General features: G+C 41.6%; 10 protein-coding genes. 6 read left to right on the top strand and 4 right to left on the bottom strand.

The window, feature by feature from the left end; all coding sequences use genetic code 11:
• Positions 1-89: 89 nt before the first annotated feature.
• Entirely contained in the window at positions 90-758 is a 669-nt protein-coding gene (locus tag AOG26_RS15050; RefSeq protein WP_054563258.1) for a response regulator, read from the bottom strand.
• Positions 751-2055: a DUF4118 domain-containing protein gene (locus AOG26_RS15045; RefSeq protein WP_054563257.1), complete on the bottom strand. Its 1305-nt coding sequence runs from the start codon at positions 2053-2055 to the stop codon at positions 751-753. The genes AOG26_RS15050 and AOG26_RS15045 overlap by 8 nt, the downstream gene beginning before the upstream one ends.
• Before the next feature lie 177 nt (positions 2056-2232).
• Between AOG26_RS15045 and AOG26_RS15040 the strand changes: the two genes are divergently transcribed.
• Entirely contained in the window at positions 2233-2892 is a 660-nt protein-coding gene (locus tag AOG26_RS15040) for a potassium channel family protein (RefSeq protein ID WP_054563256.1), read from the top strand.
• Entirely contained in the window at positions 2889-4256 is a 1368-nt protein-coding gene (locus AOG26_RS15035; protein ID WP_054563255.1) for a TrkH family potassium uptake protein, read from the top strand. The genes AOG26_RS15040 and AOG26_RS15035 overlap by 4 nt, the downstream gene beginning before the upstream one ends.
• 51 nt (positions 4257-4307) lie before the next feature.
• Here the strand turns inward: AOG26_RS15035 and AOG26_RS15030 are convergent, their stop codons facing one another.
• Positions 4308-6242, bottom strand: a complete 1935-nt coding sequence (locus AOG26_RS15030) for a RecQ family ATP-dependent DNA helicase (RefSeq protein WP_054563254.1) — start codon at positions 6240-6242, stop codon at positions 4308-4310.
• A 259-nt stretch (positions 6243-6501) separates the two neighbouring features.
• Between AOG26_RS15030 and AOG26_RS15025 the strand changes: the two genes are divergently transcribed.
• The 4 genes from AOG26_RS15025 (at position 6502) to AOG26_RS15010 (ending at position 10707) form a co-directional block, all read left to right on the top strand.
• Entirely contained in the window at positions 6502-7806 is a 1305-nt protein-coding gene (locus tag AOG26_RS15025; RefSeq protein WP_054563253.1) for an NAD(P)/FAD-dependent oxidoreductase, read from the top strand.
• 120 nt (positions 7807-7926) lie between these two features.
• Positions 7927-9150, top strand: coding sequence for a hypothetical protein (locus AOG26_RS15020; RefSeq protein ID WP_054563252.1), 1224 nt, complete (start codon positions 7927-7929; stop codon positions 9148-9150).
• Between the two features lie 227 nt (positions 9151-9377).
• Positions 9378-10049, top strand: a complete 672-nt coding sequence (locus AOG26_RS15015; protein ID WP_054563251.1) for a hypothetical protein — start codon at positions 9378-9380, stop codon at positions 10047-10049.
• Positions 10050-10134: 85 nt separating this feature from the next.
• Positions 10135-10707: a manganese efflux pump MntP gene (locus tag AOG26_RS15010; protein WP_054563298.1), complete on the top strand. Its 573-nt coding sequence runs from the start codon at positions 10135-10137 to the stop codon at positions 10705-10707.
• On the opposite strand, the gene AOG26_RS15005 is transcribed toward AOG26_RS15010, so the two are convergent.
• Positions 10704-13151 (bottom strand): EAL domain-containing protein, encoded by a 2448-nt coding sequence (locus AOG26_RS15005; RefSeq protein ID WP_054563297.1) that lies wholly within the window; start codon positions 13149-13151, stop codon positions 10704-10706. The two genes, AOG26_RS15010 and AOG26_RS15005, sit on opposite strands and share 4 nt — an antisense overlap.
• Positions 13152-13219: the final 68 nt, after the last annotated feature.

Genomic DNA, 13219 nt, shown 5'->3' with positions numbered 1-13219 from the left:
TGAAAAGACTTCCGCTTTATTATTTTATTTCCTAAAACAGTACCTAAGGTCTGTTACAAACACAACTTAAAGCGTTGTTAAGCGATAGTTTATTCAACTAAGCGGTAACCTACGGCGGGCTCGGTTAAGATATGTTTAGGACTCGCCGCATTTTGTTCAAGCTTTTGTCTTAACTGACCAATATGTACACGCACATATTCAGGGCGATTAATATACTGCTCGCCCCACACCTCAGATAATATGGCGTTATGCGTTAACACCTTATCTTTTTGCTGAAATAACAACAGCAAAATAGCGTACTCTTTTTTAGTTAGTTTGACTTCTTCAGCACCTTTACGCACCACATGTTTATGCGGGTCTATGTGAATATCGCCACATTGCAACGTTAGGCTTGGTGTTGTTTGTGTGCGAAGTAGCACCCGAATACGTGCTAGTAATTCGTTTGCGCTGAATGGTTTAGTTAGGTAATCGTTAGCGCCGTTATCAAGGGCGGTGACTTTTTCTGTTTCGCCGTCGCGCGCAGAAAGTACCAGAACAGGGAGTAAACTCCACTGCCTAAACTCCACCAGCCAATCTTGCCCATCCATATCGAGCAAACCTAAATCAAGCAGCACTAAATCAAACTGCTGCTGGCTTAAAAGTGCAAACGCATCAAGCCCTTTCGCGCACACACTGACTTCATGGTTACTTGCTTTGAGCAGTGTTTTTAAAAAACTTTGCAGAGGCGGTGAGTCCTCTAAAACCAAAATATTAGCCACGGCTGTTACTCCAAATTAATATAGCTGTTGCCTGCTTTGTCTGCTCATTGAGGGTTAATTCAAAGCGCCCCTGATGACATTTAGCAACCACATCGCAAATAACACTCCCTAGGCCAACGCCTTCATCTTGACTCGTCTCGTGCTTATTAGCAAAAGGGTTAGTTAACACAATTTGGTATTCATCCAGTGTTTCAATAAATTGCATGTTCGCCGAACCATCTCCATAACGAGCTGCGTTTTCGAGCATATTGGCAAAGGCAATTTCAAGTAAGGTTTCATCGCCAAAACAGATGCTTTGTTGCTGAGCTTCGATATGCAGTTTAAAGTTTTGTAGTTGTTGCTGACGGCGTGATTTAGCTTCGCTAATTAAGGTCAAAATGGGTAGTTTTTGCCATTTAATATTCTCAGCTAACTTATTCACTTTACTGAGCTCCATGACTTTATCAAAGTGCTGGTTAAGTATTTTACTTTGCTCATAAATATTAGCAGCTTGCTCTTTGATAACCTCAGAGCTTAGTTGAATATCATCATCAGCCAACATGCTTGATGCACCCATAATAGTCGCTAATGGTGTTCGTAAGTCATGGGATAAACTGCGCAACAAGGTGTTTTTTGACCTCTCTAACTCCGCCTGTACTTTAATCGCCGCTGATTGCTCGCGTAGTAAGGTTTTTTCTTGAACCTGATACAGTAAAGAGCACGCTGTATTCGCCAAAGCAAGTTGCTCGGCATTAAGCGCTTTAGCAAACGCGATGCCGCCAAATTCAGCTTGTTGTTCATTTAAATAAATAAACTGCTTAGAGGCTGCTAGCTGCCAATCACACGCAACCTTTAAATGCGCGGCCATGGTTGTTAAAAACAGCTGCTTTTGCTCCTCAAGGCTATCGAGATCATTAAGCTTTTTAGCTAACTCATACAATAAGCGACTATTACTAGCATGGGCTTGCACATCGCGAACCTTGGTATTGAGCTCCCCGGCTAAGTGGCTTATCACTAAACCCACAATCAACATCACCAAAAAAGTGACCACATATTCAATATTTTCGATATGAAAAGTAAAGTAAGGCACCACATAAAACCAGTCCGTGCAGGCAACACTCACCAAGGTGGTAAGCGCTGCAACACGACGATTACTGCGCACCGCAACCCATGTCACCCACAGCAGCTGTAGCATCACAATATCGGTGGTTGTAAACAGTTCTCGAAATGGAAATATCGCGAGCACCACCACAAGTGGCATCAACACACTTAAAAATGCGGCTTTTAAATACTGTATTTTGAATACTGACTGCATCATCTTTTCACTTATCGTTTGTCCCTATTAGATTAAAGGGTTTTTAATTTTGTCACTATAAAGTTTTTATAAAGTTTTTTTATCTCAGCATAAAATCTTTATAAAGCTTTCAAGCTCTCTAAAGACTTCTGTTTTTTTGCCATTAGCATTTAGCGCGTACCCACAATAGCGAGAAAGACAATGGCTCAGTTTGCAGTAATCGGATTAGGACGTTTTGGCGTAACCGCCTGTTTAGAACTTTCAAAACAAGGTCATACAGTATGTGCCGCCGATATTAGCGAAAGCACCGTTAATCACTATGCCGACCAACTCAGTTTTACCGTAGTGGTTGATGCCAGTGATGAAACACAATTAGCACGGCTCGATTTACCCAGTTGCCAAGCCGTATTGGTGGCCATTGGCGAGAATATTGAAGCCAGTATTTTATGTGTATTGCATTTAAAGAACTTAGGTGTAAAGCAAATTTGGGTAAAGGCCTGTACCAAAAGCCACCATCAAATTCTAAGTAAACTCGGCGTTGACCGTATCATTCACCCTGAAGAAGAAATGGGCGTAAGGGTTGCACAAGCGCTAAACTACCCGATGGTTAATCAATATTTCCCGCTTAACCAATCCACGTTTATTGTTGAACTAGGCATTGATCTGCAGCTTTCAGGTCGCAAAATTGGCTGGCTCCTCAAAGAGCGTAATAGCGATATAAAACCGCTAACACTTCGCCGTGATGGCTACTTCAATACAGAGCTGACTAACGACACCGAACTGCGCCACGGCGATAGTCTGGTGCTACTGGGCTCTAAGACTTACTTAACTAAATTAGCAAAACGGTTTCGTGCATTATGATTAACTGGCAAGCCAATGTTTACCCTAAACAATTTAGCGGTGTAAAGTGTCGTAAGCGGCAAAAAGTAAACCCACCTTTAGTGCTCACTATCGGCTTTATTGTGTTAATTATGCTTGGCACAGGCTTACTCATGCTGCCAATGGCAAGCACCCAACCGATCAGCTGGCTCGATGCATTATTTACGGCAGCCTCTGCGGTTACAGTAACAGGGCTGGTGGTCATCGACACCGGTACTGATCTGACTGTATTTGGTCAAAGCGTGGTCATGCTGCTGATTCAAATAGGTGGCATTGGCTTTATGACCGTGGCGGTGATTTCAATATTAAGTTTAGGAAAAACTCTAGGCTTACAGCAACGCTTACTAGCCAGTCGCGCTTTTGACACTAACGATTTAACCTCGGTGATCAAGGTTGCTAAGTATGTTTTAGTGTATTCATTAGTGATTGAGTCGGTGGCATTTTGCTTACTCTTTATTAGTTGGTTCGATGACTACGGTGTACTAAAAAGCGCCTATCACAGTCTGTTTTATACGATTTCGGCGTTCAATAATGCGGGCTTTGCGTTAAGCGGCGATAGCTTATCGGCATTCAAAGGCGATATAACCGTAAACGTGGTGATCACCGCTTTGTTTATCATCGGCGGCTTAGGGTTTACTGTACTGATTGATATCTACAAACAAAAGCGCTGGTCGTTACTATCAACCAATACCCGCTTGGTGTTAATTGCCACCTTAATGCTCAACTGCATCGCATTTATATTGATTTTTTTCTTTGAACACGCCAATCCGGCGACATTAGCGCCGCTATCAACGTCTGAGCAAATATTAACGGCTTGGTTTCAAGCGGTGACACCTCGTACCGCAGGATTTAATACCCTGCCAATTGATGGTTTGAGTCAAGATTCAACGCTTTTGACTATGCTGCTGATGGTGATTGGCGGTGGTTCAGTTAGTACGGCAAGTGGCATAAAGCTCGGCACCTTTGTGATCCTAATTTTAGCGATGCGCAGCTATTTAAAACAGCAAACCACGGTCACCGTGTTTAACCGCCAGCTGAGCGACAAGTTGGTGATCAAGGCACTAAGCGTCATGATACTGTACTTATTTATCGCTTTTACCAGCATTATGATCATCACCAAGCTTGAACAAGGGTCGTTACTTGATATCACCTTTGAGGCAATTTCGGCACTGAGTACCGTGGGCCTTTCACGTGGTATAACTGGGGATTTAAGTGCGCCTAGTCAGCTCATCATCATACTATTGATGTTGATAGGTCGGGTTGGGCCATTAACGTTTGCTTATTGTTTTGCTCGCCAGCACAGCCAACCTTTGACCTACCCGACTACCAGTATTCAAATTGGTTAAGTGTACAGTTTTGGCACTTTTTAATGGCAAAACTCTACACCTAAAGCCCTGCTACAACTGCTGTAGCAGGGCTTTAATGTCACTATATCGTTGTTGCTCGCAAAGGCCAAAACCTGATAGCTGCCTGACTTTGTTGCGGGTAAATAAAGGCACGCTCATGCCCGCTAAAAAGCGGCACTGAGTATCGATGCTGACATCACTAATCCCTTTAGCAGCTAAGTGCTGTTTAAGCTCAGCAACTTTGCTAGCAATCACATTTTGCTCAGGCATTTGATGCACTAATGAGTAACTAAGTTTTACCTGCTGGCCTCTACACACTGAACAATGGCCACATTGCTGGGGTGCATTCTGGTCATCAAAATAGCGAGCTAAGTTATAACTTAAGCAGCTATCAAGTTCAAAAAAGCGTACTAAAGTGGCGATACGTTTAATTTCGGCCTGCTCTTTTTCGATAAAATATTGGTGAAGTTGCTGTGCTAAATCAGCGTGGTTTATTACCGAGTTATTCACCTCATACACTTGCGTAATACGTTTGGTTTCAAGGGCTATGTGGCCCTTTTCAGCCAAATAATCGAGCGCTGCAACTACGCGCTTTCTATCTACTTGAGTAGCACTGGTTAATGCATCAAAATTAAGTGTGCCCCAAATTTTCTTAAACTCAGTATGTTTAAATACCTGTTGTAAAAACGCTTGTCGGTCAGCATCAAACTGGCTAAGAAGCTCATTTTGATCCGTTAAAAACTTATATTTAAAATCGGCATAATAGGCATATAAAGGCGTAATAGCCCCTTGCATCTCTAACTGTACTAGTAAGGTTTTTAACGCTAAAGCACGAATATTACTTTCGCTCGATAAGCTGTACTCTTGCATTTCCCACTGGTTGTTCGTTTGCTCGTTGCGAATGTTATTAATGACATAGTCAATCCCACTTTGCTCGGGAGTGTCGGCATAAACAAAGTTCTCAACGGTATTCAAGCCATCAAGGTTTGCTAGGGTAAAACAGTTTGACGGCGCACCATCTCGCCCTGCACGGCCAATCTCTTGGCTATAGTTTTCAATCGATTTTGGCAAATCATAGTGGATCACAAAACGAATATCAGACTTATCAACACCCATCCCAAAAGCAATAGTTGCCACGACGATATTGATTTTACCCGCCATAAAATCATCTTGAATTTGCCAGCGTTTATCATCCTCAAGGCCTGCATGATAGGCCACCGCATCAAAGCCGGCTCTTGCCAAACCTTCTGCTACTTGCTCAGCGGTATGTTGTAAGGTGACATAAACAATCCCAGCACCTTGTTGGCTGGCTATAATACTGGCTAATTGCTGAGGTTTTTCTTGGCTTGCAACACTGAGCACTGATAAGTCGAGGTTGCTTCGGTAAAAGCCAGTTTGCACCACACATTCTGGGGCAATAGCAAAACGCTCACACATATCGCGCTTTACTTTTTTAGTCGCTGTAGCAGTGAGAAGTAATACCAGTGGAATATTAAGCTCTTCACGATAGCGCGGCAGTTTTAGGTAATCAGGCCTAAAATTGTGACCCCATTCAGATATACAGTGCGCTTCATCAACCACCAGCATCGAAATAGGCACTTGTTTAATAAATTCACGAAAGCGCTCATTCTTAAAACGCTCAACTGAGACCATTAAAATTTTCACCTTTCCTGCTCGTACATCACTCATTACCGTATGACTTTGCTCACTGGTTTGGCTTGAATCAAGGCTTGCCGCGTAAATACCTTTGCTATTTAAAAAGCTGATCTGGTCTTTCATCAGCGCCAATAATGGCGAAACCACTAAGGTCAAATTAGGTAGGTGCATTGCAGTTAATTGATAGCACAAGGATTTACCCGAGCCAGTTGGAAAAATTGCCAACGACGATTGCTGATTTAATAACTGCTCAATGGTTTGTTGCTGACCTTGGCGAAACTCATTAAAGCCAAAGTATTGATTCAACGAAGTGTGTAGTGGTGTAGTCATCCTGATCCCTCACTGTCATTTCCCTTTTCAGGTAATGATAGGTCTCTTACTGCGAATTAGCCATGTTAACCTGTTTAACTCAATCTCCCAAGGCCGTTGATATAACTAAGCGCACTATATTGTTCTTAACAGGTACTGACAAAATCATCAAAAAGGCGCACAATGAGCACGTTGCCATGGGGTATTGAAGGATGGACTTGCAATACCTAAGCGCTTTTTCGCAAGAGTGTTTAGGTATTATACTTTTGAGGGCAACGTAATGATTAACCAACCTCCTAAAATCGTGATAGTCGGTGGTGGCGCTGGTGGCTTAGAACTAGCAACACAATTAGGACACAAACTCGGGAAAAAACGCCAAGCAGAGATACTTTTAATCGATAAAAACCGCAGCCATATTTGGAAGCCGTTACTTCATGAAGTAGCGACGGGGTCGATTGATGCCGATTTAGACGGCGTTGTATACTCAGCTCATGCAGCAAAACACCATTATAATTTTCAACTCGGCAGCTTTTGCCACTTAGATCAAACCAACAAAACCATTACTTTAAGCGAGTTAAAAGACGAGCTTGGCCACCGTATTTTACCTGAGCGCCAAGTCAGTTATGACTACCTCGTACTTGCCATTGGCAGTGTTAGTAACGACTTTAATACCCCAGGTGTTAACAAGCACTGTTTTTACCTTGATTCAAACCAGCAAGCTGAGCGCTTTCAGCATGCTCTACTCGATAACTTCACCCGCTTACATCAAGATGATGACCCACAGCACTCCTTAACCATTGCCATAGTGGGGGGTGGTGCAACTGGGGTCGAGCTGTCGGCAGAGCTTTATCATGTATCAGACATGCTAAAAATGTATGGCCTGAATAAAATGACCGCTAAACGCTTACATATTGATTTAATTGAAGCAGGGCCGCGAATTTTACCCGCGTTACCAGAGCGCATTGCAAACTCAGCTAAGCGTGAACTGGTTAAATTAGGGGTAACAGTACGCGAAGGAACGCAAGTAAAAGAGGCCACAGAAAACAGCTTTATCACCAAAAACGATGAACATATCAAAGCCGACATTATGGTTTGGGCTGCGGGTGTAAAAGCACCTGATTTCATAAAAGACATTGGTATCTTTGAACTTACCCGCAATAACCAAATTAAGGTGAACCAATATCTGCAAAGTAGCGTTAACGACGACATTTTTGTGATTGGTGATTGCTGTGCATTTACTCAAGAAGATGGCACACAAGTGCCACCCAGAGCGCAATCGGCCCATCAAATGGCGCAATGTGTTGAAAAAAACCTTATAGCTACACTCAAAGACCAGCCACTCAGTGCCTTTACTTACAGTGATCATGGCTCTTTAGTTAACTTGTCACGCTACAGCACGGTAGGCAGTTTAATGGGCAACCTAACCAGCAATAGCTTTTTTATAGAGGGTAAAATAGCGCGATTTATGTATATTTCGCTCTATCGTATGCATCAACGTGCCATTCATGGCAGTGCAAAAACCTTTGCACTGTGGATCAGCGAAAAAGTACTACGCGTTGTTAGGCCAAAAATGAAACTGCATTAAGCTACGGCATAAAGCCGACAAATTAGTTGTTTGTCGGCTACTTGTGCACTTCGTCCCCAAGTCATTGACATTAAACTATAAAGACATACACTTCAGGCAAGATAAATCCATGGATTGAATATGAAAAAAGGTATTTCGCTAACCGTTTTTGCAGGGTTTTGTGCCTTTGGTACCTACCTGATATTAGATAACCCCACTCCCATTGAAGCGATAAGCAATGAAGTCTCAACATCTACTGCTACTGTCGCTGAACAAAATAACGCTACGAGTTTATTTGAACCATTAAGCCAGCCAAATAGTAAAGCATTGGAGCTGGCTAAACTCAAGCTAGCCAAACGCCAGTGTAAGCAACAAAGTTTAAAAGCCACTCAAGTTGCAGCTGATCACAGTCAAATAGAGGCAGCGATTAAACAAGCATTAAAAGACGGCGACTCTCTTGAAGATATTTTAAGTTATTCGGAACTTGTGAAAATATCTTACCGTTCATTTAATACCTTAGTTATTAACGCCATCAAAGAGAATGCAGAACAGCAATTTCAATATGCCTCATCAGTTAACATATTAAAAAGCTGGCAAGGGCTTGAGGTCATTGATTATTTTGATGCAGATACAATCAATCAACTAACGGCAATTAATGGACCCCTTAGCCAAAATACAGGTTCAATGATGTTTAATGTTCCATTACCTGAGCAAGTAAACAAAACAGCATTGTACAAACTATTAGATAACAACGATGATTTTAATACCTATTTAAAAACACCATTTAAAATCGGTCCATCACGGCTCATTTCACCATCTATTTTGTTTCTTGCTAATGCTCATACGCTTAGTTTGACTGAGTTTGAAAACGCAATATCCAGCAAAGAGTTTACTGTTAACGATATCGCTGTGGCTTTAAAAAGCAACTTACCTAATGATTATTTAACAGCACTGATCTCTCAACCAGCACAGCTAAACGGCTCGCCTACAGCAATGAGTGATGACTTTATGGATGAACAACTGTATTTAAACCTTGCTGATGTGGCTGTGAGTGAATTTAACGTACCAATTTTAAAGTTGTTAAGTGAACGAGGTATTGAGCCCACTAATCAGCCAAATGTATTTACAGCGATGGATATAGCCATTGTAAACCTTAAGGGCAGCTCAAATAGCGAAGTACAGCCACTAGAGAGCAAACACTTAGAAACACTAAGTTATCTAAAAAATAAAGGTTATCGAGCTCACGGCGAGCTTGTGCGCGACACACCGAACGATAGGCTACTGATGCTTAAATCTTACCGAGTAGCCTTTTATTTGTTGGCGACCAAGTTGCTAATGATGCTTTTTCTCAGTTCAAAGATTTAAAGCTAATCCCAAATAACCAAGCATTTAAACGTAAAGAAAAAGATAACTCTGTAATATCAAAAGCTCTCAGTGCCTATGAGAGACAAAAACAGCAAGCCAAAAAAATAACTCCTGAGTGTGAAACGATAGATCAGCGGATCAATTCACTAGAAGCGATAAAAACACGCTCTCAAGCACTCGAAGAATTAGAAACGCTCGAAGCTCAACAAGGCTTACTAACTCCCAATATGCTTCAAGAAATCGACCCAGTGCAGGTTCATAATTGGCAATTCTTGCATTTAAATGATTATAAATATCAAACCTCAACGCAGTATCAAGCCTTTAAAGAAGCAATTGTCGAAAAAGACCTTAATACTGTTGCAACGATTACCCAAACAGCAAAACTCAGTACCCACCAGACAAATATGTTGCTTGCAGCAACAATAGAAAACCCTCAACAACTGACGTCTATTTGGCAAAACAGAGTCGACCCAACCGCACCAGAAAATCTTTATGTATTTACTAAGTTAGCGTTAGAACAATGGCAAACATTAGCTGACAACGGCTTTGATTTTTCATTAAAAGACATGCAAAACAACGATATGTATTTTTATGCAAGCATGCATTCAAATGCAGCAGTTGAGTTTTTAATGAGCCTTGCAGTTACGCATGATTTTTCTAAGCCTGGGCTTGATATTCTCGACCAAGCACTGGAGCAAAGCTATAACACACAAACCCTCGCAGACTATATGCCAAGCGCATTAAAACTTGTTGAGCAATATGAGCCTAACCACTTTCGTCGTGCCCAGCGTCTAAAAGTTTTTGTCCCTGATGTTTATGAAGAGCTTATTAAACTTGAGCCAAAACTTGCACCCAAAGATGGCACTGTAATGAATAATTATCAGTACAGCGCTTATTAAGCTCCTTAGCTATTTGAGCCGTAAATTAACCTATCTGTTTACGGCTCAGCCGCGTATAATGCCCACTTTTTGTGGGGCGCAAAAATTGAATATTATTACCCTAAGCGTTTTATCGCTTGCTATGTCGACTGATGCTTTTGCAGCTTCAATCACCAAAGGCAGTACGCTTAAAAATCCTCGCGTTCTGAGTGCAATCAAGCTTGGTTTATTGTTTGGCTGTATCGAAGCTATCGCACCGATTGTTGGCTGGCTAATTGGCAGTGCCGGTGCAGATTACGTTGAAGCGTTTGATCACTGGATTGCCTTTGTGTTGTTAGTGGGTTTAGGCATCCATATGTTGCTTGAGAGTCGTAAAGAAGATGACGACGATGAAGAAGAAGTTACACCTAACACTAAGCGCTCTTTCATTGCCACATTACTAACCGCTATTGGCACCAGTATAGATGCGATGACAGTCGGTATTAGCCTAGCTTTCATGAAAGTAAATATTTACTTAGCAGCCGCCATGATAGGCCTAGCAACCACAATTATGGTTACCATCGGCGCGCTACTTGGTAACGTAATAAGTGGCTGGGTTGGCAAAAAAGCCGAAGCAATCGGCGGTGTTGCACTTATCTTTATTGGTTGTGGAATCCTGTACAGCCACACCATGGCTTAACCTAATAGCTTATCAAACTCTTCTTTGGGCATGGGCTTATGAAAATAGTACCCTTGCCCAAGTTCGCAGCCTAAATCGATTAAACTATTCAAATGCTGTTTTTCTTCAATACCTTCAGCCACAATTTGCAAATTCAAGGTATGCGCTAAACTGGTGATGGTTCTAACAATGTCCATACTTTGCGTATCAGTGAGCATATCTCTCACAAAAGATTGATCTATTTTGAGTACATCAACGGGGAAGAGTTTTAAATAAGACAAACTTGAATAGCCCGTACCAAAGTCATCTATAGCAATGGTTAACCCCAAATCAGAGAGTTTATTAAGCATGATTTTTATTTCTTCAAAATCATGCATCAACGCGCTTTCGGTTACTTCAAGCTCTAACAGTTCACTGGCAAGCCCCGCTTGTTCAATCGTATCAGCAACGAGATTACAAAAATTACCATCGGTAAATTGTTTTGCTGCAATGTTCACGGCAACCTTTATGTTATGCCCTTTGTCGGCCCACTCTTTAGCCGCTTTACAGCTTTGCTTAATCACTGACTGACCCAAAGCATGAATGAGACCTGTTTCTTCTGCAAGGGGTATAAAATCCAGTGGTGAAATAAGTTTATTGTCGTTATCTCGAAGCCGTACTAAGGCTTCGACACCAATGATTTTCCGGGTTGCGAGAGCTAGTTTCGGCTGATAAAACACCTCAATCTTATCTTGCTCAATAGCATGTCTTAAGAGCTTTTCAACGCTTTGCCGCTGCTTAAATTGATACTCTAAGTCATCGGAGTAATAGCAAAAACGGTTACGCCCCTGCTCTTTCGCACGGTACATGGCTGCATCTGCATGAGTCATCATTTCTTCTGCTTGAGTAGAGTCAGCAGGGTTAACACTCACCCCCACACTGACCGATAAAATATACTCTTGGCTATCAATACGAAACGGCTCATTCATGGTGTTAATAATGTCGCTGGCAATGGCATCTATCGCGGAGGTGCTCTGCACGTCAGGTAATAAAATCACAAATTCATCACCGCCAATTCTAGCTAACGTGGTGTTTAAATCGATGAGAGACTCAAGGCGCTTAGCCACATGTTTAATAATTAAATCGCCTTGATGATGACCTAGGGTATCGTTTAAATACTTAAAGTGGTCAATATCAATCAGCATTAAAGCCACTTTTTTCTTCATACTACGAGCAACTTTACATGCATGGGTGACTCTATCATGTAACAACACCCGATTAGGCAAATCGGTTAGTAAATCATGATTTGCTAAATGACTCATTTTCACGGCCATCGCGATTGATTCACTGACATCATGAAACACGATAATACCGCCGATGATGTTACCTTCAATATCTCGTATTGGCGCAGCTGAATCTTCGACCCTATAAACTCGCCCATCAAGCCCGGTTAATTGACTGTTTAACGCCATAGCAACAATGCGCTGCTCTTTTAAAGCAACAGATATAGGATTGACGAGTGTTTTGTTCGATGTTGCATCAACGAGCTTCATTACCTCTTCAATATGGCGCCCTTTTGCCTCTTCAACGAGCCAACCTGTTAATCGCTCAGCAATGGGGTTCATAAAGTTAATAATTGCGTTGTTGTCCGTGGCTATTACGGCATCACCAATAGAATTAAGCATAACCCGTAAACGTTCAGACTCATTCGATAGCAGTTTTTTTGTATGGGTAATTGAGGTGATGTCCGAAAGAGTAAGAATAACACCTACAACTTCTCGCTCTTTTATTCTTAAACTTATTTGCGCTCTAACATATTCAATCTTATTGCGAGGGCTAGGCAACTGAATATTTAAAACTTCTTGCTCTATTCCCTCAGTCAAGCAGCGATGAAAAGCCTCATACAATTCATCAGGTAATACATCTTTGGCGAAACAACCTAACATTTGCTCGCTGCTTTTTGAAAACCAATGGCTGGTTTCATCATTGCTGAAAAGGTTTTCCTCGGTATTTGACCAGTAAGATATATACACAGGTACTTGAGCAACGAGTGTCGAAATATCATTTCTTGCAGCTAATATCTGTGCTTCTTGGTGTTTAAGCTTTAACTGGTTTTGTACTCTGAGCCGGCAGATATTCAAATCAACGGGCTTATGAATAAGATCAATCCCGCCGCTTGCAAAACTTTGATACTCAAAAATTTGTTCATTGTGAGAAGTAACAAAAATCACATGGCTCTGTGCTGTTTTTGGGTTGTTTTTAAGCTTTTTACATACCTCAAAGCCATTCATACCAGGCATTTCGATATCTAGTAAAATAACATCAGGCTGAAAGAAAGTTGCTTTTTCAATTGCTTGAGCACCATTATCGCAACAAACTATCTCACCAAGGTCGCTAAGCGACTCTGCCATAATCATCAAACTAGTAGGCTCATCATCCACTACAAGCACTTTGTTGTGTGAATTTTCATGATGAGAAAAAAGCATATCCATCGCCTCTGCAAGTAGTACATAAAAAAACTCTAGTCCTATCTCACCAGACGCGCCAATATAAA

This window comes from Pseudoalteromonas sp. UCD-33C (assembly GCF_001306895.1).
Classification (GTDB): Bacteria; Pseudomonadota; Gammaproteobacteria; order Enterobacterales; family Alteromonadaceae; genus Pseudoalteromonas.
Note: the sequence above shows the minus strand (reverse complement) of the source record. Positions and strands in the feature narration are given on the sequence as shown.

What these genes read in the sequence shown, in the direction of transcription:
- AOG26_RS15015 (WP_054563251.1), top strand. Translation starts at nt 9,378, where the DNA reads ATGCTTCAAGAAATCGACCCAGTGCAGGTTCATAATTGGCAATTCTTG.
- AOG26_RS15030 (WP_054563254.1), bottom strand. Translation starts at nt 6,242, where the DNA reads ATGACTACACCACTACACACTTCGTTGAATCAATACTTTGGCTTTAAT.
- AOG26_RS15005 (WP_054563297.1), bottom strand. Translation starts at nt 13,151, where the DNA reads ATGCTTTTTTCTCATCATGAAAATTCACACAACAAAGTGCTTGTAGTG.
- AOG26_RS15035 (WP_054563255.1), top strand. Translation starts at nt 2,889, where the DNA reads ATGATTAACTGGCAAGCCAATGTTTACCCTAAACAATTTAGCGGTGTA.
- AOG26_RS15040 (WP_054563256.1), top strand. Translation starts at nt 2,233, where the DNA reads ATGGCTCAGTTTGCAGTAATCGGATTAGGACGTTTTGGCGTAACCGCC.
- AOG26_RS15025 (WP_054563253.1), top strand. Translation starts at nt 6,502, where the DNA reads ATGATTAACCAACCTCCTAAAATCGTGATAGTCGGTGGTGGCGCTGGT.
- AOG26_RS15020 (WP_054563252.1), top strand. Translation starts at nt 7,927, where the DNA reads ATGAAAAAAGGTATTTCGCTAACCGTTTTTGCAGGGTTTTGTGCCTTT.
- AOG26_RS15045 (WP_054563257.1), bottom strand. Translation starts at nt 2,055, where the DNA reads ATGATGCAGTCAGTATTCAAAATACAGTATTTAAAAGCCGCATTTTTA.